This window comes from Paenibacillus sp. PvP094 (assembly GCF_040546835.1).
Classification (GTDB): Bacteria; Bacillota; Bacilli; order Paenibacillales; family Paenibacillaceae; genus Paenibacillus; species Paenibacillus illinoisensis.
Window position 1 is genome coordinate 3,905,920 of the sequence record NZ_JBEPOM010000001.1, and the last position, 21,086, is coordinate 3,927,005.

At 48.0% G+C, this 21,086-nt stretch carries 19 protein-coding genes and 1 other RNA gene; 17 read left to right on the top strand and 3 right to left on the bottom strand.

What is annotated here, in order from left to right:
• Positions 1 to 13: 13 nt before the first annotated feature.
• The 5 genes from dnaG to rnpB all read left to right on the top strand — a co-directional run bounded on the left by dnaG (position 14) and on the right by rnpB (position 5,540).
• Positions 14 to 1,834 (top strand): DNA primase, encoded by a 1,821-nt coding sequence (gene dnaG, locus ABIC22_RS17940; RefSeq protein WP_095289907.1) that lies wholly within the window; start codon positions 14 to 16, stop codon positions 1,832 to 1,834.
• Between the two features lie 43 nt (positions 1,835 to 1,877).
• Complete coding sequence (gene rpoD, locus ABIC22_RS17945; protein ID WP_095289908.1) at positions 1,878 to 3,017, top strand: RNA polymerase sigma factor RpoD; 1,140 nt, start codon at positions 1,878 to 1,880, stop codon at positions 3,015 to 3,017.
• Positions 3,018 to 3,200: 183 nt separating this feature from the next.
• Positions 3,201 to 3,959 carry a tRNA (adenine(22)-N(1))-methyltransferase gene (locus tag ABIC22_RS17950; RefSeq protein ID WP_354482821.1) on the top strand — a complete coding sequence of 253 codons (759 nt, stop codon included), beginning with the start codon at positions 3,201 to 3,203 and terminating at the stop codon, positions 3,957 to 3,959.
• The gene (locus ABIC22_RS17955) at positions 3,935 to 5,050 is read left to right on the top strand and encodes a Nif3-like dinuclear metal center hexameric protein (RefSeq protein WP_354482824.1); all 1,116 of its coding nucleotides are present in this window, start codon (positions 3,935 to 3,937) and stop codon (positions 5,048 to 5,050) included. The genes ABIC22_RS17950 and ABIC22_RS17955 overlap by 25 nt, the downstream gene beginning before the upstream one ends.
• Before the next feature lie 81 nt (positions 5,051 to 5,131).
• An RNA gene (gene rnpB, locus ABIC22_RS17960) (RNase P RNA component class A) lies at positions 5,132 to 5,540 on the top strand.
• Positions 5,541 to 5,712: 172 nt separating this feature from the next.
• On the opposite strand, the gene ABIC22_RS17965 is transcribed toward rnpB, so the two are convergent.
• Complete coding sequence (locus ABIC22_RS17965) at positions 5,713 to 6,942, bottom strand: aminotransferase-like domain-containing protein (protein ID WP_354482827.1); 1,230 nt, start codon at positions 6,940 to 6,942, stop codon at positions 5,713 to 5,715.
• A 109-nt stretch (positions 6,943 to 7,051) separates the two neighbouring features.
• Here ABIC22_RS17965 and pdxR point away from each other — a divergent pair, with 109 nt between their 5' ends.
• Together pdxR and ABIC22_RS17975 are read left to right on the top strand one after the other, a co-directional pair.
• Positions 7,052 to 8,572: a MocR-like pyridoxine biosynthesis transcription factor PdxR gene (gene pdxR, locus ABIC22_RS17970; protein ID WP_154895123.1), complete on the top strand. Its 1,521-nt coding sequence runs from the start codon at positions 7,052 to 7,054 to the stop codon at positions 8,570 to 8,572.
• Between the two features lie 85 nt (positions 8,573 to 8,657).
• A complete protein-coding gene (locus tag ABIC22_RS17975) occupies positions 8,658 to 8,915 on the top strand; it encodes a hypothetical protein (protein WP_127537761.1) in 258 nt (85 codons plus the stop codon).
• A gap of 115 nt (positions 8,916 to 9,030) precedes the next feature.
• Here ABIC22_RS17975 and ABIC22_RS17980 read toward each other — a convergent pair whose 3' ends face one another.
• On the bottom strand, positions 9,031 to 10,911 hold the full coding sequence (locus ABIC22_RS17980) for a S8 family peptidase (protein ID WP_154895124.1): 1,881 nt from the start codon (positions 10,909 to 10,911) through the stop codon (positions 9,031 to 9,033).
• Positions 10,912 to 11,198: 287 nt separating this feature from the next.
• Here ABIC22_RS17980 and ABIC22_RS17985 point away from each other — a divergent pair, with 287 nt between their 5' ends.
• From ABIC22_RS17985 to thiI, 6 genes are all read left to right on the top strand, one after another.
• Complete coding sequence (locus tag ABIC22_RS17985) at positions 11,199 to 11,705, top strand: YpuI family protein (protein ID WP_095289915.1); 507 nt, start codon at positions 11,199 to 11,201, stop codon at positions 11,703 to 11,705.
• Between the two features lie 166 nt (positions 11,706 to 11,871).
• The gene (locus ABIC22_RS17990) at positions 11,872 to 12,090 is read left to right on the top strand and encodes a DUF1540 domain-containing protein (protein ID WP_095289916.1); all 219 of its coding nucleotides are present in this window, start codon (positions 11,872 to 11,874) and stop codon (positions 12,088 to 12,090) included.
• Positions 12,091 to 12,188: 98 nt separating this feature from the next.
• Positions 12,189 to 12,542: a hypothetical protein gene (locus ABIC22_RS17995; RefSeq protein WP_127537981.1), complete on the top strand. Its 354-nt coding sequence runs from the start codon at positions 12,189 to 12,191 to the stop codon at positions 12,540 to 12,542.
• A gap of 227 nt (positions 12,543 to 12,769) precedes the next feature.
• The gene (locus ABIC22_RS18000; RefSeq protein WP_154895126.1) at positions 12,770 to 13,525 is read left to right on the top strand and encodes a lytic transglycosylase domain-containing protein; all 756 of its coding nucleotides are present in this window, start codon (positions 12,770 to 12,772) and stop codon (positions 13,523 to 13,525) included.
• 161 nt (positions 13,526 to 13,686) lie between these two features.
• Complete coding sequence (locus tag ABIC22_RS18005) at positions 13,687 to 14,835, top strand: cysteine desulfurase family protein (RefSeq protein ID WP_354482832.1); 1,149 nt, start codon at positions 13,687 to 13,689, stop codon at positions 14,833 to 14,835.
• A gap of 6 nt (positions 14,836 to 14,841) precedes the next feature.
• On the top strand, positions 14,842 to 16,083 hold the full coding sequence (gene thiI / locus ABIC22_RS18010; RefSeq protein ID WP_354482835.1) for a tRNA uracil 4-sulfurtransferase ThiI: 1,242 nt from the start codon (positions 14,842 to 14,844) through the stop codon (positions 16,081 to 16,083).
• A 111-nt stretch (positions 16,084 to 16,194) separates the two neighbouring features.
• Here the strand turns inward: thiI and ABIC22_RS18015 are convergent, their stop codons facing one another.
• Positions 16,195 to 16,893 (bottom strand): TerC family protein, encoded by a 699-nt coding sequence (locus ABIC22_RS18015; protein ID WP_095289922.1) that lies wholly within the window; start codon positions 16,891 to 16,893, stop codon positions 16,195 to 16,197.
• Between the two features lie 105 nt (positions 16,894 to 16,998).
• On the opposite strand from ABIC22_RS18015, the gene ABIC22_RS18020 reads away from it, so the two are divergent.
• The 4 genes from ABIC22_RS18020 to ABIC22_RS18035 all read left to right on the top strand — a co-directional run bounded on the left by ABIC22_RS18020 (position 16,999) and on the right by ABIC22_RS18035 (position 21,076).
• On the top strand, positions 16,999 to 17,658 hold the full coding sequence (locus tag ABIC22_RS18020; protein ID WP_354482838.1) for a TerC family protein: 660 nt from the start codon (positions 16,999 to 17,001) through the stop codon (positions 17,656 to 17,658).
• Between the two features lie 295 nt (positions 17,659 to 17,953).
• On the top strand, positions 17,954 to 18,448 hold the full coding sequence (locus ABIC22_RS18025) for a hypothetical protein (RefSeq protein WP_127537767.1): 495 nt from the start codon (positions 17,954 to 17,956) through the stop codon (positions 18,446 to 18,448).
• A 178-nt stretch (positions 18,449 to 18,626) separates the two neighbouring features.
• Entirely contained in the window at positions 18,627 to 20,474 is a 1,848-nt protein-coding gene (typA, locus tag ABIC22_RS18030) for a translational GTPase TypA (protein WP_095289927.1), read from the top strand.
• Between the two features lie 305 nt (positions 20,475 to 20,779).
• Positions 20,780 to 21,076: a YlaH-like family protein gene (locus tag ABIC22_RS18035; RefSeq protein ID WP_095289928.1), complete on the top strand. Its 297-nt coding sequence runs from the start codon at positions 20,780 to 20,782 to the stop codon at positions 21,074 to 21,076.
• Positions 21,077 to 21,086: the final 10 nt, after the last annotated feature.

Genomic DNA, 21,086 nt, shown 5'->3' on the forward strand with positions numbered 1-21,086 from the left:
AAGGTGGCCAGAGATGAGTACCGGACAAGGCGGTATACCCGAAAGCATTATTGAATCGGTGTTACAGCAGCATGATATTGTCGATACGGTGAGCCGATTTGTGCATCTGACCAAGCAGGGGAAATACATGAAAGGCCTCTGCCCTTTTCATTCCGAGAAGACGCCTTCGTTTACAGTTACACCAGAGAAACAAATTTTCTATTGCTACGGTTGCGGCACGGGTGGAAATGCCATCAAATTCAGGATGGAAATCGAAGGGTTATCCTTTCCCGAGGCTGTCAAGACGATGGCGGAAGAAAGTCACATCTCGATGGGGGACTGGCAAGGGCGTGAATCCGCTCATGTAAATCCCGAGACCGAACGTCTGCTGGAGGCGTATGAGCTAACTGCAAAGCTGTATCATTTCTTATTGAAAAATACAGAGCATGGAAAAGCAGCCATGGAGTATTTACGCTCGCGGGGCTTTAGCGACAAGCTGATTGACCAGTTCCAGATTGGTTATGCGCCGAATCGTTGGGACACGTTGGTGCAATTTCTGGAGAAGCGCAACTTTCCACTTGAAGAGATGGAAAAGGGCGGTCTTCTGTCGCAGCGGAGTGAAGGTCAGGGCTATGTGGACCGCTTCCGAGACAGGGTTATGTTCCCGATTAATGGCAGAAGCGGCAAACCGATTGCATTTGCAGGCCGCATTTTGGGAGACGGGCAGCCGAAGTACCTAAATTCACCGGAAACCCGGTTATTCAACAAAAGCCGAGTTCTCTACAATCTGCATCAGGCCAAAAATGCAATTCGCAAACAAAGACAAGCTATTTTGTTTGAAGGTTACGGCGACGTGATCTCCGCTTGGGATCAAGAGATCCAGAACGGAGTAGCGGCGATGGGTACAGCGCTGACCGAGAATCAGGCGCTTATGCTCAAGGGCATGTGCGACGAAGTCATTATCTGTTATGACGGTGACCGAGCAGGGCAGGCCGCTGCACTTAAGAACTTCCCCATTCTGGAAGAAGCCGGGCTGCAGGTTAAGGTGGCTCTTATACCCGAAGGACTTGATCCGGATGATTTTATTCGGAAGTACGGTGGTGAACGGTTTCGCAACCAGATTGTAGACGGTGCTGTGACCACAACAAAATTTAAGCTTATAAACCTTAAAAAAAACCATATACTGCTAGAAGGCGGCGGTCTGATCGCCTATTCCAAGGAAGCGGTAAAGCTAATCGCGCCTTTATCTTCCCCTACGGAACGCGAAGTGTATTTGCGTGAACTGGCTGCTGAAGTGGATGTATCATTTGAGACACTGAAGCAGGAGTGTAATGAAGAGCGCCAGTCCATGAAAAATAACGAGCAGTATGGGGATAATAACCCGAAAAGGTGGAATAATGGTAGGCAACAAAATAGGCAGGTGCCTACACCCAATCTGTTGCCGGCTTACCATGCTGCTGAGCGCAAATTGCTTGCCTGGATGCTTCAGGATGACGAGGCTGCACAGTATGTGAATGAGCATCTTGGTGAAGCTTTTAACTTGGATGATCATGCAGCTATTGCTGCTTATCTATATGCCTATTATGCGCAAGGCAAATCGCCGGATACAAGCCGTTTTATGTCCTCATTGCATGATGATCGATTGGAGAAAACCGTCAGCTCAATCTCAATGATGGATGGCCCGGGTGAATGGAACGTTCAGATACTCGATGATTGTATCAGGGAAGTGCTGAAATATCCGCGCAAAAAAGAGTACGATCTAAAAAAGGAAGAAATGATTGCTGCAGAGCGTGCAGGTGATTTTGTACGAGCGGCACAAATCGCAATTGAAATGATTGCCCTAGAGAGACAGTAAATGTCCGTGTGTTGGATGTTTCTAGGGAGGAGGGAGTCGAGTTATGGCGAATGATCAGCATACTGAACTAGAAACAGAATTGACGCTGGATCAGGTTAAGGATCAACTGATTGAATCAGGCAAAAAAAGAGCTTCATTGAACTACAAGGAAATTATTGAGAAACTCTCCCCGTTTGAGCAGGATGCTGAGCAAATGGATGAGTTTTACGAACAATTAAGTGACCTGGGTATCGACGTGGTAAACGAAAATGATGAAGAGGTTACGCTTCGTCCTAATGATGACTCAGAAAACAACAGCAGAGAGGGAGACGATGAGTTCCACTTTGATGATGATCTGAGCTTGCCTCCGGGAATCAAAATCAATGACCCAGTCCGGATGTATCTGAAGGAAATTGGTCGTGTACCTTTGTTGTCCGCGGATGATGAAGTGGAGCTCGCCAAACGGATTGAAAACGGGGATGAAGAAGCGAAGCGCCGACTGGCAGAAGCCAACCTTAGGCTCGTTGTCAGTATCGCCAAGCGATATGTGGGACGCGGCATGCTGTTCCTTGACCTGATTCAGGAAGGAAATATGGGTCTGATTAAGGCCGTAGAGAAGTTTGACCACAAAAAAGGGTATAAGTTCAGTACCTATGCGACTTGGTGGATTCGTCAAGCCATCACACGTGCGATAGCCGATCAGGCACGTACCATTCGTATTCCGGTGCACATGGTCGAAACGATAAATAAACTGATCCGGGTATCCCGTCAGTTGTTGCAAGAACTTGGACGCGAACCAACGCCAGAAGAAATTGCAGCTGAAATGGATCTGAGTGTGGAGAAAGTGCGTGAGATCACGAAGATTGCACAGGAACCGGTTTCCCTCGAAACACCGATTGGTGAAGAGGATGATTCCCATCTGGGCGATTTTATCGAGGATCAGGAGGCTTTGGCTCCAGCAGATGCTGCTGCCTATGAATTGCTGAAAGAACAGCTTGAAGACGTACTGGATACGTTGACAGAGCGTGAAGAGAATGTACTTCGCCTTCGTTTTGGTCTGGACGACGGACGGACGAGAACGCTGGAAGAAGTGGGCAAGGTCTTTGGAGTTACGCGTGAGCGTATTCGTCAGATCGAAGCTAAGGCTCTTCGCAAACTGCGCCACCCAAGCCGCAGCAAACGGCTTAAGGATTTCCTCGAATAACAGAACTACGGGAGACTTTTCGCAAGCCGCTTAGGCGGCGGCGAGGTCTCCTTTATTTTTAAATGGAATGTCTTAATTTCTTGGTTTTGGTAATTAATCCTTGAAATGTTTGATTGGATTTCATTTTATCGCTTTTCGTTGTCCAATGCAAATCAATAAATTAAATGAATGTGCAGGTGCTTCATGAAACTTTCGAATCGATTACAACAAATACATGATCAAATTCCCGAGGGCAGTCGTATAGCCGATATAGGCTCAGATCATGCACTGCTGCCCGTGGCTGCCGTTCGCAGTGGGAAGGCTGCAAGTGCTGTGGCCGGAGAAGTTAACCCGGGACCCTACGAGGCCGCGCGCAAACAGGTAAGTGATGCAGGGCTGCAGGAGCAAATTACCGTTCGTCGTGGAGACGGGCTTGAAGTCGTCTCTGCAGGCGAGGTAGATGTCATTACGATTGCGGGAATGGGTGGAGCATTGATTGCTTCCATACTGGACCGCGGCCTTTCCAAACTGGAAGAAGTGAAGATGCTTATCCTTCAACCTAATGTGGGTGAGGATATCCTCAGACGCTGGCTGCTGGAACATCAATGGGTGGTTGTGGCGGAGCGATTGCTTGAGGAAGATGGAAAGATCTATGAGATTATTACAGCCATGCCGCAGGCATCCAGTCCAATTGCGAATGAGGAAGTGTACCTCGCCCGTCCGCTTGAAGGTGGAGTCGTTCTTACACAAGATCTATTGCTACGTATGGGTCCATATCTGGTGGACAGACCCACAGACGTATTTTTTGCGAAATGGGAAAGTGAGATCGTTAAGCTTAGGGGTGTTGTGCAGTCCATCTCAAAATCGGACCAGGACTCTTCCCGTGAAAAGGCTGCTGAGGTGGAACGTCTGATTGCAAACCTGAAGGAGGTGCTCGAATGTTTGCCAAAGGTCAAACGGTAATTCAATTGATGGAGCAGCTGGCTCCCAAACACCTCGCTGTACCCGATGATCGGATTGGACTGCAGCTGGGCAGTTTGCAAAAAGAGATAAATCACGTTCTTATTGCTCTTGATGTGACGGATGAAGTTGTAGAGGAAGCTATTCGAATCGGTGCCAATCTCATTATTGCACACCATGCTATTATTTTCCGGCCGGTAAAATCGTTCAATACGGATACACCGATGGGCAAATTGTATGAGAAGCTGATCAAGCATGATATTGCCGTATATATCAGTCACACGAATCTGGATGTGGCCGAAGGCGGCATGAATGATTGGATGGCTGAAGCGATTGGCATTGAGAGTACAGAGTCACTGGAAGATGTACATACAGACCATCTGTACAAGCTGGCTGTATTCGTCCCGCGCACGCATCATGAACAGGTGCTTCAGGCCATTCTGGAAGCTGGAGCCGGAAGTATTGGCCAATACAGCAAATGCAGCTTCAATACCGAAGGAACAGGAACCTTTGTACCAGGAGAGGGAACACAGCCTTTTATCGGTGAACAGGGCCAGCTGGAGCGAGTGGAAGAGATGCGTATTGAGACCATTGTACCGCAGAGTCTGCGGAGCAAAGTTGTACAGGCCATGCTGAAGGCTCACCCATATGAAGAAGTGGCCTATGACCTGTATGCAATGGATTTAAAAGGCCGTACACTCGGTCTGGGGCGTCTGGGACCCCTCAAGGAACCAAAGACACTGGGTGAGCTGGTAGAAGTCGTGAAGGCCCAATTAAACGTGCCATACGTTCGTGTAGTAGGGGATCTGAACCGGCAGATCAAAAAAGCGGCAGTCCTTGGCGGTTCGGGAAGCCGTTATACCCTGACCGCGCGTTTCAAAGGGGCCGATGTCATCATAACGGGAGATATTGATTATCACACCGCTCATGATGCGCTGATGGCTGGCATGTGCATTATAGATGCTGGGCATAATGCCGAGAAGATCATGAAACCCAAAACAGCAGACTGGCTGCGTTCGCGATTGACAGACAAGCGGTATGAGACGCAAGTGACGGCTTCGGAGGTCAATACGGAAGTATTCCAGTTTATGTAGTTATGTCGGGATCACCCGTTTCCAGTAATATTAAGCTTGTTTGTAAACTCAAATGCCTGTATACTATGTAATGTTGTTCGGAAAGCTTGACAGACAATCGCTGGTGGCCTTGTTGCCACGAGAGGAAAGTCCGGGCTCCACAGGGCAGGATGCTGGATAACGTCCAGTCAGCGCGAGTTGAAGGATAGTGCCACAGAAATGGACCGCCGATGGCCGGATTTTCCGGTACAGGCAAGGATGGAACCGAGGTGTAAGAGACCCCGAGGAACGCTGGTGACTTCGTTCCTGGTAAACCCCATCTGGAGCAAGACCTAATGGGACACAGCCTACTCTTCGGAGGAGGCAGCCTTAGCCCGAGGTGTGTCTAGGTTGGTCGCTTGAGCTGTGCAGCAATGTATGGCCTAGATAGATGATTGTCGCTTGTGGTGGGAGGGTAGTTCCCGTTTGAACCACGAAGAGCACAGAACCCGGCTTACGGTAAGCTTTCCAAACTGCAACAACATGTATTGAAACGATTCACTCACATTTAATTGTACTTTTCTTCTAAAAAATTAAAACATCAATAAGGCGACAGAACCCGATATTTTCGGATCTGCCGCCTTATTTTTTTACGCATTAAGTTCTGAGTGGATACTAGTCATAATACAGTTAATGACAGTTTATTACAGTGTAACCGCCGTATCAGATTGTACAGCAGCATGCCAGCGCTGGATAGCTCGGTCCATACGTTCAACGGCTTCAGGAAGCTGCTCAGGGTCTGTATGCGTGAAGTTGATACGCATCCGGTTCAGTTCAGGAGTTCCGGCATAGAAGGAATCACCAGGTACAATGCACACTTTTTCCTGAATACCGTAAGTAAACAAATTGCTGGCTGCCATCGCTTCAGGCAGTTCGAGCCACAGGAACATGCCGCCTTGCGGAGAATTCCAAGTGATTCCTTCCCAAGCTTTCTTTTTCATAAGGGAAGTCATGGTATTCATTCGTTTGGCGTAGTCCTTGGAAATGCTGCGAATATGCCCATCAAGATCAAACGTTTCGAGTAAGGCATGAAGAGCTCGCTGGTCGATGCTGCTGGAATGCAGATCGGCTCCCTGTTTCGCTCGTGCAGCGATCTTAACAATATCTGCAGAAGCAAGAATCCAACCCGTACGAAGTCCTGGAGCTACGGTTTTGGAGAATGTGCTCGTATAGATGACGTTGGATGGTCCATCGTAGGACGCTGCATCCAGTTCGACGAGCGAAGGCGCATCCAGTTGTTCCGGATTGAAACGGATTTCGCCATAGGGATCGTCCTCCAGAATGAGCACTCCGTATTTGCGACATAGGTCAACGGCCTGCTGTCTTCTGGTGCGACTCCACACTTTGCCTGAAGGATTGGAGAACGTTGGATTAATGTATACCAGTTTAGGCTGATGCTGTTTTAACTGTTCTTCAAGGGATTCAGGGAGCATGCCTTCTTCATCACAAGCTACTCCATGGGATTCGGCCTGATAGGAATGGATAACTTGAAGAGCAGCCAGGTAGGTTGGTGATTCAACCAGTACGCTGTCACCTGGATCAAGCAGAATACGGCAGACCAGATCTATGGATTGCTGTGATCCTGTAGTCAGGAGCATATGATCGGGGGAAGCGGGAATGCCCTTGGATTCCAGACGCTCGGCAATTTTGGCGCGCAGCGGTCTGTAGCCTTCCGTTTCTGCATATTGAAGGGCAGCTGCACCGCTCATAAACACCTGTTGATATGCGTCACGTATAGCCTCAACCGGGAATGATGACTGTGCTGGCAAACCTCCGGCAAGGGATATCATTCCAGGCGCCTGTGCAGCCTGAAGCATGTCGCGAACGACAGAGGACGGGGTGTTTAAAGCCATTTTGGACCAAGGGATACTCATAGTGTTCTCATCTCCTGTTATTCACTGTTATACTGATATTATAAACTATAATAGCCGGAATGCGATATAACAGTAAAATGTGGATGATAACAGTTGGGGGAGCGGGCAGATGCACATTGAATTGAAACGGGGAAGCAGTACCAAGTTATATATTCAGATCGCGCTTACAATTGCAGATCGGATCCGTTCTGGATTGATTGAGCCTGGAACACGATTGCCGTCTGTACGTAAAATGACCGCGGACCTGGGAGTAAGTCTTGTTACCGTGTCTAAGGCGTATGCTGAACTGGAGGCCATTCAACTGATAACCTGTTCACAGGGAAAAGGGTGCTATGTACGCGGGGCCCAGGAGATGGATCAAACGGAAGATACAGATAAAAAACAGCAAGCCGAGCGAAATCACGATAATAATACCCCGTGGAACTGGCAGATGGCACTTGTGGATTATTTGCCGCGTGCGCAGCTTTGGCGCCATTTTGATGCTTCTCCTCAGGTTCAGTATGAACTGCATATGTCAGCCATCCAGCCCGAGCTGCTGCCAACGACTGAAATTATTAATAGTGCCTACAGGCTGTCCTCCGACCACCCTGAACGCATGGCAGCGTATGGCTCTTTTCAGGGGGACCGGGAACTTCGCCAGACATTTGCAGGCCATTTTGCCGAAAGGGGCCTGCAAGTGGCTCCAGAGCGAATGCTAATTACAAGTGGGACACAGCAGGGAATCGACTTAGTTGCCCGCACCTTCGTTGGCCCTGGAGATGTGGTCTACATGGAGGCTCCTACATACACGGGCGCAATTGATGTATTTACGAGCAGGGGAGCCAAAATCATTACCGTGCCAATGGACGGTGAAGGCATGCGTATTGATCTGTTGACACGCCTCTGCGACACGTACCCACCAAAGTTGATCTATACCATCCCTACATACCACAATCCGACAGGAGTAACGATGAGTGCCAGAAGACGGGCCCAGTTATTGAATCTGGCTCAGAGTTATCACTGTCTCATTTTGGAGGATGATCCATTCGCCGATCTGTATTTCCGCGATTCTCCTCCTGCGTCCATTAAATCGATGGATGCTACAGGCCATGTCGTTTATATCAAAAGCTTCAGCAAGGTGCTGTCTCCAGGTTGCCGCGTAGCCTGCGCCATCGCTGAAGGGAGTGTGCTGACCCGTTTGGTCGCAGCCAAATCCACGGCAGATCTGGGCAGTCCTTTACTTACACAAAAGGCAATTCAATCCTTCATTCAGCATCAGTATAGCTCCTATATCGTTCGATTACGCGAAGAGCTGTACGCGAGACTACAGGCAGCATCCGATGTTCTGGAGGAATACCGTGTACCTGGTATGTACTGGGTCTTGCCTGAAGGTGGATTAAACCTGTGGCTTCAGCTGCCAGATGGTCTGGATATGCGGGAGCTCCACCGTCAGTCTCTGGCTGCAGGCGTTTCTTTTCTGCCGGGATCTGCTTGTTATGTAGGTGAGACGGATACGGCAAGTCTGCGAATCTGCTTTACGGTAACGAATCTGAATGGGTTGTGTGAAGGGCTTCGTGTGTTGTGCGGTGTTATTCAGAGGGTCATGCCTACGCAGGGGGGAACAGCAGCGGACAGGCTCCCGCTCATTTAATTTTTTGGAACAAGGACATACATCCAATCCACTTTCGTCCTAGTGCAATACGTTATAGTATCACTTGAAAGGGAGTTGGTTTTAAATGAACCATTACTGTCCACCGCTTTGCCCGATTGTATGTGACCCGATCCAGGTTGTTGAGGATTACTACGTTCCGCAGATCGTACCTGTCATCCACCCGATTGAAGTCATCAAAAAAACGCACTGTGTGCCAGTTCATCACCATTTGTATCCTGTCGTTGTCAAAGAAGAAGATCCTTGCTATGTATCCAGCTATAACAGCAAGAAAAAATCCGTGAAAAAATCCGGCAAAGCCCGCACATCGTCCCGCAAACGCTAGTCGCAGCGGGTGCCCCGGGGAAATAGAGAACAGCTCAAAAAGCAGCATACGCCCCGGGGCGCAGCTGCTTTTATTTTTGTACACGAAGCAAATTGGGGTATCAATCCACAAAACGCTACTTCGTATATTTTTTCATCGTGTTATCCATCTGCTGCCTAACATGCTGAGGCCAGAACTGTAAGGGTGCACTGTTGCTTGAAGCGGACTGAAGGGCCTTGTAGACATCGACCTGACCATAACCATAATACTTGTCGTGACCCGGGTCACCAAGGTCGATGACACTCTGACGCATCAGGTCCATCACTTCCGTATTGGTCAGATCTGGATTCAACGAACGAATTAATCCAGCAAGTGCAGCGACATGGGGGCTGGCCATTGACGTTCCGGATAGGGCGGCATATTGATTATTGGGATACGTGCTAGCGATGCTGGTGCCAGGCGCCATTACATCCACATAATCGCCGTAGTTGGAATACGAAGCCTTATTCATATCCGGGTCGGTGGCCGAAACTGCGAACACCTCGGGATAAGCGGCAGGATATCCAGGCCGTTCAGTGTTATCATTCCCGGTTGCAGCAATCAGGACAATATCGCGATCGAAGGCATATTTGATGGCATCATGGAGAAATTGGGCATCTGCATAATTGCCCAGACTCATGTTGATGACCTTGGCACCATGGTCCGCAGCCCAAATGATGCCTTCGGCCACGGCATACGTGGTTCCTGAACCTGAATTGTCCAGTACCTTAACGGGAAGAACCTTGTTATACCAACTCATCCCCGCCACGCCTTCGCTGTTATTGACAATAGCGCCAATGATTCCGGCTACATGTGTACCATGGCCCACATCGTCAAGTGGCTTGCTCTTCGGATCAACGACGTTATAACCCTCCAGCAGCTTGCCCTTCAGGTCCGGATGATTCAGGTCCACTCCGGTATCCACTACGGCAACAATAACGTCTTCTTTCCCCTTCGTAATATTCCAGCCCCGATTGGTTTCAATAGCGGGGAGATTCCACTGATAATCCGTGAACAGAATATCATTGGGAATCGTTACATCCGTATCGGTTTGTTCAGGTGCGGCTTCATTGGTTAAATACATGTAGTGGGGTTCCATATACAGCGGATTCCATTTGCGTTCAAAATAGGAATGCAGCTGCTCGTAGTTCATGTGTTCTGAACGAAAAACATAAGTGTATCCCAGCTTACGCGCAGATTGGGTACGCAAATCGGATTTGATGATCCGCATATCCCGTTCACCCGGCTCCTGTCGGAAACGAATAACGATTTCATTTTCATAAAAATGGCTGGCATTGGCATTATCATGACCTGTTTTTACCGTGACTTCGTTAAGGGTATCTGGGTGTACGGATTCGATTTTGAATTTGCCCTCACGCGGGTAAGGAATCATGCGCAGATTTTTGCGCTGGTGTTGCTCCACCGCATTCAAGACGCTTTGGCTAAAGAGTGCAACAACCGCTTTGTTCCCATCCTTGGAGGGCAGGCCCATTACGAAATATTTTTCTTTGCCTAGAGGAAATGAGGAAGATTCGAAGCTTTGGCGTTTCATTACCGCTTTTTTCGCAAGGTTAAGGGAGTGCTCCAGTTTTTGCTGTTCCACTTTGCTTCCTTGACCAGATTCTTTAGCAAAATGTTTATTGACGGAGCCTTTGGTATCCAGCACATCAATGGAACGAATATGATCGTGTGTACGCTGTAAATCCTGAACGTATCGACCGAACTCGGCTTCATTCATAGCGGCGCTCTTCTCGAGCATTAAGCGGAGATGCTGCTTGGCATCCATACGTGTCAACAAATCTGTCGCTTTCACATCCTGGACTTTTAAACGCTGTTTGTTCGCATGTTCCTCATGAGGAGCATCGGGCATGGCACTCGGCTCAGGTGCAGGACGGTTGGATGTCGGAAGCAGCAGGGTCAGTGCAAGCGCTCCTGCACCGGCGGCAATGGCCCAGTTTATCCATTTAGGTCTGGACATGGGGAATATAACCTCCTCTTGTATTTTGGACAGCAGTCATGAGTTTCCTGTATTCATCGTTGTCCTTGGCATAGTTCTATCGTTAGGAAAAGCGGTTATTTTTATGCAGGTGAAAACGGAGCTGACTTCGCTTAATGGGTAAGGATCGTGGCGGTTATGTAAAGGATGATTAAGGGATACCGCTCGTCATCTTTTTATGGTAGGATAGTAGCTGAGAATTCAAGGTCAGGGGACAACCACCGTGGCCGACCTATATGTAAGGACTTATTTAAGGGGGAGCTACCTTTATGTCAGCAGCCAATGTACAGAAAACTTGTGAGTCAACTAGGGAAAAGTTAAAACCTGCTATCGATCGGATCGAACAATTTTTGAATGAAAATGCCTTGCCTGAACTGGATCAGAACCAGACTGAGGAATCGACAACCTTCTACAAAGGATTTCTTTCGGATCTCCGTCATTTGCTTGTTTTTTCTGAAGTTTCTTACGAAAAACTTGGCGTTGTGCTGCGTCGTGCCAATTTTGATGTCGATTTTGCCGAAAAGGCTCTCTATAATACCTATCATCAATGCGTAAACAGCTTTTTCTATCCCAAAAATGAATGCTATTCCGAAGACGGAAGATATGCGTACACAGGTCAGGATGCCATTCGCTTCCGTGACAAGCCGGTTCGTGCAGTACGCGATGTTATTCTTGAAGTTTCCAAAACGTATGAAGAACTGCGCGATGATCTGGCCTTTTATGAAAGTGACTATTTGACCCAGCGCCGGATGCAGAATCAACGCAATCACGCATAGTTCAGCTGTACCCACTTTATAAAATGGATGAAACCGCCAGCAATGGCGGTTTTTTTGGCGTTCTCAGACAAGAAAAGAGTGGCTAAATTCATGTCATCATCTGACATCTCGCCAGAGAATAGCCGATTTACACTGGGGAGACAATAGATGTCGAGGTGATAAATATATGAGCCAAGACAAGCCAATTGTCAAATGCAGTGTGTCCAACTGTCATTTCTGGGGAGAAAACAATTTTTGCCACGCCGATGCCATCATGATTGACATCGACCAACACGCTACCCGTCGTTTGCATGAAGAATTTGCTGGAGAGACGTTTGATTCGGATCATCAGGATCATGCGCGTACTTCTTCGGCAACATGCTGTCACACATTCAAACCCAAATGAGCAGTCATCCCTAATTATTATGGAGGTGCTTTGAAGTGAAGAATGATAATAAAGAGGATTATCCATTCCATCGTTCCAAAACTGCCACTCCCGCCAATGTGAAAAAACGTGAGCGTGTCGATTATCCGCGACGTGAACATCGCGAGGAGTATGGTGCAGAGGTAGCACCTCCGGCGTCCGTCCGTACAGAACGCACGGAACATGCTGCTGCAGCCCCGGAAAAGCATGAAGCTGACCGCGTTATGGAGTCAACCGGTAAGGTCTCTGGTTATATTGGACTTGCTTGCGGGATTGCGTCCTTATTTATGTGGTCTATCGTACTTGGTCCGGCTGCAGCCGTGCTTGGTTATTACGCTTATGTAAACGGGCGTAAAACGGCCGGAGCTTGGTCCATTGGACTGGGAGCACTCGCTACGATCAGTTATTTCTTCATGATTCCATTTGCCCGTTAAATTCTTGTTGACGAAATACATGTTTTTAGCCAGCAATTTTGAACTGAATAGGGCATATCTTAACCTTCTCCCTTCCCGTAAATCCGGGTTATGGGTGAAGGTTTTTCGCGTTTACGCAAACAGAAGAATATATGGGTTTATTTTTCTGAAAACCATGGCAGATTTTTGTAAAACGATGTAGAATATAGGCATAATATACGTTTATTTATACGGGAGTGGGAAAACAGATGCAGATTGATCCAAACGGGTCACGGCAGTTACTGGAACTTCAATTGTCCAATGTTGCCAATCAAACGAATGTATCAGGTGAAACTGCGGGTTCATCGTCAGACTTCGCCGATATGATGGACGGGCTGTTGAGTGCGAGTACAAACGCTTCGAACAGCAGCGATTCATCTTCTTCTACGTCAATGGGCATCTCCAAAAGATCCAGTGACGGCTTGTTGTGGTTACAACTGGGCAGTTTGTATAATACGGATTCAAGTACGAGTTCTTCCAGCAGCAGTGAGAATGTATCTTTGTCGACACATACCAATACTGTAAAAGCTGATACCAAGGGATCTGTGCCAACCGATTTTGAATCATTGATTGCAGCGGCAAGTGCCAAGTACGGTGTACCTGAATCTCTGATCAAGGCTGTCATTGACACGGAATCCGGATTCAATCCGAACGTGGTATCATCCGCAGGTGCCAAAGGATTAATGCAATTAATGGATGGGACTGCAGCTGGTCTCGGTGTAACGAATGCCTTTGATCCTGCTCAGAGCATTGATGCCGGAACCAAATATCTCTCCCTTCAGCTTCAGCGTTTTGGTGGCGAGGTGAAGATGGCGCTTGCCGCTTATAATGCTGGGCCAGGGCGCGTTTCCCGTTTGGGTGTGTCAAACGACAGTGAGCTGATGAGTGTACTTAACCAGTTGCCTGCGGAGACACAGGCGTATATTTCCAAAGTGGAAAAAGCACAGTCAAAATATACGGTATAGAGTCAAAGATCATTGTTTTACAGCGAGTTCAGGAGGAGATCAATTCGGGAGCATGCCTGGGAAGCCAGCCTGTTCCTGATTGGTCTTTTTGTGTTGGGGCGGGATCGTGTTACAATGCTCACTGTAGGTTTAGAGAACATCTGAAGGAGGTCTGACCTCATTTGAAATATTTTGATTATGCAGCAACAACTCCTCCTGATTCAGACGTGGTTCGAACGATGGCTGAAATTATGGAGGCACATTATGGCAACCCGTCATCCATTCATGGGTACGGAGAACGAGCGGATCAACTGCTGAGGCGTGCACGCTCCGGCTGTGCAGCAGCACTTGGTGTTAAGCCCGAAGAGATCGTGTTTACTTCCGGGGCAACGGAGAGCAACAACCTCGCCATAAAAGGAGCGGCACTTAGGTATCAGACACGGGGAAAACATCTCATTACGACGGCTACCGAACATGCTTCAGTATATGAGAGTTTTTTGCAGCTGCAGCAGTGGGGCTGGGAAGTAACCTGGCTGCCCGTGGATTCGGATGGCCGTGTAAGCACTCAGCAGGTGATGGATGCATTAAGACCGGACACAGTTCTTGTCAGCCTGATGCATGTAAACAATGAAACAGGGATCATCCATCCCGTTGCAGAGATAGGCAGCCGTTTGAAAAGTGCCGCACCGCGCGTGCTTTTTCACGTGGATGGGGTACAGGGGTTTGGCAAACTGGAAGCAAAGCCCGCTTCGTGGGGAGCTGATCTGTACAGTTTATCTGCTCACAAAATCCGTGGTCCGAAAGGAGCGGGCCTCCTATATGTACGAAGTGGAGTGGAACTTACCCCACTGCTGTCTGGTGGTTCGCAGGAGCGGGGCATGAGAGCAGGAACAGAGAATGTTCCCTTGCTTGTAGGTATGGCAAAAGCGATGCGTCTTGCGGCAGAACGGCAGCTGGAGTTTGCTGAACGTGCCACAGTGCTGAGAGATCGGATTATGGAGACCATTGAAACCATTCCTGAACTTAAACTGAACAGCCGACAGGATGGAGCTCCCCATATTATTCACTTTTCCTATCCGGGGATGAAGGCTGAAGTTGCTCTCCATACGCTGGAGCAGCTTGGGATCATTGTTTCTACACAATCAGCGTGCTCCTCCCGCTCTGCGGAGCCCAGCAGAGTCCTTCTTGCGATGGGAAGAGATGCCGCGAGCGCATCAGGAGGATTGCGGATTAGTCTAGGTAACGAACATACAGAAGAGGATGTGGCCTTGCTGGAACAAGCGCTGCATCAGATGGTGGCGCAGCTGCGCCCGTTGGAAAGGCGGATGTAAAGTCAAATGAAATATGATATGCTGCTTCTCCGTTTTGGAGAGTTTATGTTAAAAGGCAAAAATCGTTCACGTTTCGAAAAAACCATTATTACTCAGGTGAGGGCCCTGCTCAAGCCATATCCAGGCGCAAGCTTGCGCAAGGAATTTGGTCGGTTGTATGTGGATCTCGGGGGGCATTCCCATACCGAACTGATTGCCGTACTGAAACGGGTTTTTGGGGTAATGTCCATCAGCCCGGTTAAAGTAACTCCTTCTGTGCTTGAGGATATCGTGGAAACGGCTGTAGCTTTCATGGATGAGAGAGAAAACGAGTTCAAGGAAGGTACGACGTTCAAAGTGAATACCCGCCGGGTGTGGAAAGAGTACCCTCATTCTTCACACGAAATGAACCATATGGTGGGTTCCCCGATATTAAGAAAGTTCCAACAGCTTCGTGTGGATGTACGTCATCCGGACATTGAACTGCGAGTGGAGATTCGAGATCAGGGGACCTATATCTTCAATGAAGTGATTCCTGCTGTCGGCGGGTTCCCTCTGGGTACCAACGGCAAAGCGATGGCACTGCTGTCCGGTGGAATTGATAGCCCTGTTGCGGCATGGTCTTCCATGCGTCGTGGACTGGAAGTGGAATGTGTACACTTTTACAGTTATCCGTTCACCAGCCAGCGTGCCAAGGAAAAGGTGATCGATCTGGCTCGTGCTTTGGCTGATCATGCAGGTACCATCAAACTGCACCTGGTTCCTTTTACGGAGATCCAAACGGCATTCACCCAGCTGGGTCAGGATAATCTGATCATTACCCTGATGCGCCGTTCCATGCTGCGAATTGCAACCAAGCTCGCTGAACGTGAGCGGGCACTTGCATTAATTACCGGGGATAGCCTTGGTCAAGTTGCAAGCCAGACGCTGCCAAGTATGAATGTCATCGGACGTGCAACAGAACTTCCGCTTTTGCGTCCCCTCGTCATGATGGATAAGCAGGAAATTATTACATTGTCCAAACAGATTGGAACATATGATATATCGATTCTGCCTTACGAGGATTGCTGCACCCTGTTCGTGCCGAAATCACCTACAACGAATCCGAATCTTCGCATTGTGGACAAAATTGAAGCAACGATGAGCCATCTGCCGGAATGGATAGATAAAGCTGTCGCTCAGACGGAAACCATCGTTCTGCATGCTGGGGAAGCAGCTCCTGGAACGAGTGAGAACACGGGGAATGAAATCAAGGAAGACTGGTTCTGATTCTATTTCCTTGAACTGGCAGAATGACATAATAAGGACTATGTTACCTGAGATGGAAAAAAGGACCTGCCGATGGGAAATCGGCTGGTCCTTTTTTTGTGTATCTTTATTTTACGAATAGGATCGCTGGTGCTCTCCACCTTGTCTACTGCTGGAGCGTTTGCGGTATCCTGCGAATACCACGCCTGCAACGACCAGCACGATAAACAGAATGCGAAGGGCAGGATGCTCGGTGAAAAACGGCACAAGCCGGCGTTCCTCTGTAATCATGTGGGATGCGGTATAACCGAGTACAATGGCCCCCAGATATATAATCCATGGGAAGTGATTGATTAACTTGATGAACAGGGTGCTTCCCCATACGATGATCGGTACACTGATCAACAATCCGATGATAACCAGTACCAGATGCTGTTCAGCCGCGCCAGCCACTGCAATGACATTGTCCAGTCCCATGGCAGCATCTGCAATGACGATGGTGCGAACGGCAACCCATAAGGAGCTGCCTGCCTTAATATCACTATGTTCTTCACCTTGGTCAGCCAATAGTTTATAAGCAATCCAGATCAGCAAAACGCCACCTACAAGCAGCAGCCAAGGCACCTTAAGCAGCCAGAGTACAACCACTGTGGCTACAATCCGAATCACTAGCGCACCCGCTGTCCCGTAGAGAATCGCTTTTTTCTGCACTGAAGGGTGCAAATTACGTGCAGCAAGGCCGATAACGATTGCGTTATCGCCAGCCAGCATGAGATCAATAAATACAATTTTCACCAAAGCAAGCCAAAAAACAGCGCTAAAAAGCTCCATATGCTGTCACTCCCTCTATATGTCCGAACCTAAAAAAGCTTGTTCAATCGTTAAGAATAGCATGGACAACTTTGACATACAAGTAAGAGTGGGGGGAGGAGAAACATGGATACATTGTGGCTGTTGACTGAAATCCTAATGATCAATCTGGTTTTGAGTGGAGATAATGCGGTAGTCATCGCGCTTGCGAGTAAGGATTTGCCGGAGAAGCAGCGTAAGCAAGCGGTATGGTGGGGGGCTTTTGGTGCAGTTATACTAAGGTGTGTGCTAACTTTTGCAGCGGTGTTAATGCTAGGAATTCCTTTTATACAGGCTGCGGGCGGGATATTACTGTTCTGGATTGCCGTGAAGCTGCTGCTTCAAAACGAAGACGAAGTACATATTCGGGAGGCTTCCACGACTTGGAAAGCAGTTCAGACCATTTTGATTGCCGATTTTGTAATGAGTCTGGATAACGTGCTTGCCATTGCGGCATTGGCCGATGGAGATCTGGCCCTTATCGTCATTGGAATCGCGATCAGTATTCCCATTGTGGTTTGGGGCAGCGGATTAATCGTCGGGTTGCTCAAACGGTTCCCAATTCTGGTGTTCGCCGGTTCAGGGATCCTGGCCTTCACGGCAGGTGAAATGGTGATGAGTGACCCGAAGCTGGGTCAGTGGCTTGGCAGCTTGACAGCGGAAGCCCACACACTGTTACCTGTGGCGATGGCTGGTCTGGTCATAGCGGTTGGGGGAGCACACAAATTTGTCAGACGAAATGCGTAATTTCGTTCTGGGTATGCAGCAGCAAAATAGAGTGGAGAGACAACCGTCTGCCGAGGGCGGTTTTTTTGTTGAATGAAATCGTCTCATGTAGTGAACATTGAGGAACAAGCGACGGATCAATACCTTTAGGGTAATACATAAAAAGAGCAGCGACGAAATGCGACATCAAGTATAGTTTTTTGCAAAAACATGGGCTACACTAGAGGCAGGTCTACCAAAGCTGGTCATCATGAGACGACGAATTCGTTGAAGCTTATAACCTACATAGCCTAATTGATATAAGAGGTGATTGCAGATGAAGATGAGAAATGAACAAGCGATCGGCATATTTATCGTGGCAGCAGGTATCCTTATTTTGCTTGGCAAACTTGGGGTGTTTGGCTTTATTGGACGCCATTTCTGGCCTTTGCTTCTATTGCTGCCGGGAATTGCTCTACACGCCCTGTACTATGCAAGAGTTACTCCTACGTGGTCACTTGTTCCCGCAGGGATATTAACGGTGTATGGTATTTTGTTCGGAATTACGAACACATGGGGCGGAGGGCTGATGAGCAGCCTCTGGCCGGCATTCTTGCTGGGCATTGCCGTTGGTTTACTCGAGTACGGACTTGCTGAACGCTATAAACCCGAGTTTGTGCTGCCTGCAGCATGGGGCATCGGTGCTTTGTCCATTGTCTTATTCGGATTCACCCTGCTTCATACTGGAATTGTTTATGTGCTGGCGATCCTTTTGATTTTGGGCGGAGTCTGGTTGCTGCTTGGACGCGGGCGCGGGAGGAAGGGCTGGTAACATTGCCCGACCTTGCTCCAAGCGAAATATCTTGATTTTTAGCTATGATCAACTATAATATAAGGGATAAAGACATGCGTCGGGATATCACCGACGCTTATTTTGGGTGAGTAACCTGCAGAAATGCGGGAAGTTTAGTAGATAAGAATTGAAATTGGAAAGGATATGGATACAAACCATGCATTCAAGAGAACACATTCGCAATATTGCGATTATTGCCCACGTCGACCACGGGAAAACAACGTTAGTCGACAAGTTGCTCCAGCAATCCGGTACTTTCCGTGATCACGAAACGGTACAGGAGCGCGCAATGGACTCCAACGATTTGGAGCGTGAACGCGGTATTACGATTTTGGCCAAAAACACGGCTATAACTTATAAAGATTACCTGATCAACATTGTAGATACACCAGGACACGCCGACTTCGGTGGTGAAGTAGAACGTATCATGAAAATGGTTGACGGCGTATTGCTCGTTGTCGATGCTTATGAGGGCTGTATGCCACAAACGAAGTTCGTACTTCGTAAAGCACTGGAGCACAACCTGACTCCAATCGTTATTGTAAACAAAATTGACCGTCCAGCGGCTCGTCCGGCTGAGGTTATTGATGAAGTACTTGACCTGTTTATCGAACTGGGTGCCAGCGATGAGCAGCTTGAATTCCCTGTTGTATATGCTTCCGCATTGAACGGAACATCCAGCATGGAAGACGACCCTGCCAAACAAGATGACAACATGATGGCGATCTACGATACCATCGTAAGTCATATCCCTCATCCAACAGAGAACGTTGAAGAGCCACTGCAATTCCTCGTTACGCTGATGGACTATAATGAATACCTCGGACGTATCGCTATCGGTCGTGTAAACCGCGGTGTGATTCGTCAAGGCCAATCCGTTACGGTTATTATGCGTGATGGCAAAAGCAAAACAGCTCGTATCGAGAAACTGTTTGGTTTCCAAGGTCTGAAACGTGTTGAGACAGAGGAAGCTGGCGCAGGTGACATCGTTGCGATCGCGGGTATTAAGGATATCAACATCGGTGAAACAATTGCTGACCCGAACAACCCTGAAGCTTTGCCGGTTCTGAAAATTGACGAGCCAACACTGCAAATGACATTCCTCGTAAACAACAGTCCATTCGCAGGCCGTGAAGGTAAATGGGTAACTTCCCGTAAACTGCGTGAGCGTTTGTTGAAGGAATTGGAAACTGACGTATCCCTGCGTGTTGAAGAAACAGAGAGCCCAGATGCATTTATCGTATCCGGACGTGGTGAGCTTCACCTCGGTATCCTGATTGAAAATATGCGTCGTGAAGGATATGAGCTTCAAGTATCCAAACCGGAAGTTATCGTCAAAGAAATTGACGGTAAGAAAATGGAACCTCTTGAGCGCTTGTTGATTGATATCCCTGAAGAAAGCATGGGTTCCGTCATGGAGAGCCTGGGCGCACGTAAAGCAGAGATGGTTAACATGGTCAACACGGGTAGCGGACAAGTACGTCTGGAGTTCCTGATTCCTGCACGTGGTCTGATTGGATACAGCACCAACTTCTTGACATTGACTCGTGGTTATGGCGTAATGAACCATGCATTTGACAGCTACGCTCCAGTCGTATCCGGTCAAGTGGGTGGACGTCACCAAGGTGTACTGATCTCAACTGAAACGGGTACATCTACGTTCTATGGAATGATGGGTGTTGAGGATCGTGGTACGCTCTTCCTTGAGCCAGGAACAGAAATTTACGAAGGTATGATCGTTGGGGAGCATACGCGTGACAATGATATCGTTGTCAACATCTGCAAAGAAAAACAACTGACTAACGTTCGTTCTTCTGGTAAAGATGATACGGTTAAAATTAAAACTCCGATTATCTTCTCGTTGGAACAGGCGCTTGAATATCTGAATGAAGATGAATATTGTGAGATAACACCGAAATCTATTCGTCTTCGTAAGAAGATCCTGAACAAATCCGAGCGTGAGCGTGCAGAGAAACAACGCAAAATGGCTCAAAATAACGCTTAATATAACTAACAAAAAATAGTATGTATAAGTTAACGTTTGATGTTGTAAACCGCACTGTCATACGTTGAGTTCAACCGCTCAAAGTAGTGTAGGAATCGGAATCGATTCTGTAGAAGCGAAGCGTTCGCCTTTATCTCCGGATTTTCCCATTTGAAAAATGGTTCAAAAAATCTGGAGATAACAGCGATCGAAAGAACGATCCGAACCCGAAACGGTCACTAATGCTCGTTTGAATTCCCAATTACGTGTTGTTCCATCAACCAGATAACTTATACAAGCATGATCACGAAAGGAGCTGACTGTGCATGCAAGCATGGTTCGCATCACACCCGATCGTAGCCTACATCGTCATCTTTGTGCTGATTACTTACGTATATAATAAGGTGTTTCGGGTACGTCAGAAATTGCCGCTCGTTAAGGAAATCTTTCTTTATCTATTGATGGCGATGGGCACATTCATGCTTCTTATTTTTCAGATCGACAAGCTCCCAATTATTCAATGTTTGCTGGTAGCCGTCGGTTTGATGCTGTTAGTGCGAGTGCGCTATTTCATCGAAGGTCGTCAAAAGAAAAAGGCGGAAGCTGCCGCCAGAAATTCATAAAATCTGTCTC

What these genes read in the sequence shown, in the direction of transcription:
- typA (WP_095289927.1), top strand. Translation starts at nt 18,627, where the DNA reads ATGCATTCAAGAGAACACATTCGCAATATTGCGATTATTGCCCACGTC.
- ABIC22_RS17965 (WP_354482827.1), bottom strand. Translation starts at nt 6,942, where the DNA reads ATGAGTATCCCTTGGTCCAAAATGGCTTTAAACACCCCGTCCTCTGTC.
- ABIC22_RS18020 (WP_354482838.1), top strand. Translation starts at nt 16,999, where the DNA reads ATGGATACATTGTGGCTGTTGACTGAAATCCTAATGATCAATCTGGTT.
- pdxR (WP_154895123.1), top strand. Translation starts at nt 7,052, where the DNA reads ATGCACATTGAATTGAAACGGGGAAGCAGTACCAAGTTATATATTCAG.
- rpoD (WP_095289908.1), top strand. Translation starts at nt 1,878, where the DNA reads ATGGCGAATGATCAGCATACTGAACTAGAAACAGAATTGACGCTGGAT.
- ABIC22_RS17975 (WP_127537761.1), top strand. Translation starts at nt 8,658, where the DNA reads ATGAACCATTACTGTCCACCGCTTTGCCCGATTGTATGTGACCCGATC.
- ABIC22_RS17955 (WP_354482824.1), top strand. Translation starts at nt 3,935, where the DNA reads ATGTTTGCCAAAGGTCAAACGGTAATTCAATTGATGGAGCAGCTGGCT.
- ABIC22_RS18015 (WP_095289922.1), bottom strand. Translation starts at nt 16,893, where the DNA reads ATGGAGCTTTTTAGCGCTGTTTTTTGGCTTGCTTTGGTGAAAATTGTA.
- ABIC22_RS18035 (WP_095289928.1), top strand. Translation starts at nt 20,780, where the DNA reads ATGCAAGCATGGTTCGCATCACACCCGATCGTAGCCTACATCGTCATC.
- dnaG (WP_095289907.1), top strand. Translation starts at nt 14, where the DNA reads ATGAGTACCGGACAAGGCGGTATACCCGAAAGCATTATTGAATCGGTG.
- ABIC22_RS17950 (WP_354482821.1), top strand. Translation starts at nt 3,201, where the DNA reads ATGAAACTTTCGAATCGATTACAACAAATACATGATCAAATTCCCGAG.
- ABIC22_RS17990 (WP_095289916.1), top strand. Translation starts at nt 11,872, where the DNA reads ATGAGCCAAGACAAGCCAATTGTCAAATGCAGTGTGTCCAACTGTCAT.
- ABIC22_RS18000 (WP_154895126.1), top strand. Translation starts at nt 12,770, where the DNA reads ATGCAGATTGATCCAAACGGGTCACGGCAGTTACTGGAACTTCAATTG.
- ABIC22_RS17980 (WP_154895124.1), bottom strand. Translation starts at nt 10,911, where the DNA reads ATGTCCAGACCTAAATGGATAAACTGGGCCATTGCCGCCGGTGCAGGA.
- ABIC22_RS17985 (WP_095289915.1), top strand. Translation starts at nt 11,199, where the DNA reads ATGTCAGCAGCCAATGTACAGAAAACTTGTGAGTCAACTAGGGAAAAG.
- ABIC22_RS18025 (WP_127537767.1), top strand. Translation starts at nt 17,954, where the DNA reads ATGAAGATGAGAAATGAACAAGCGATCGGCATATTTATCGTGGCAGCA.
- thiI (WP_354482835.1), top strand. Translation starts at nt 14,842, where the DNA reads ATGAAATATGATATGCTGCTTCTCCGTTTTGGAGAGTTTATGTTAAAA.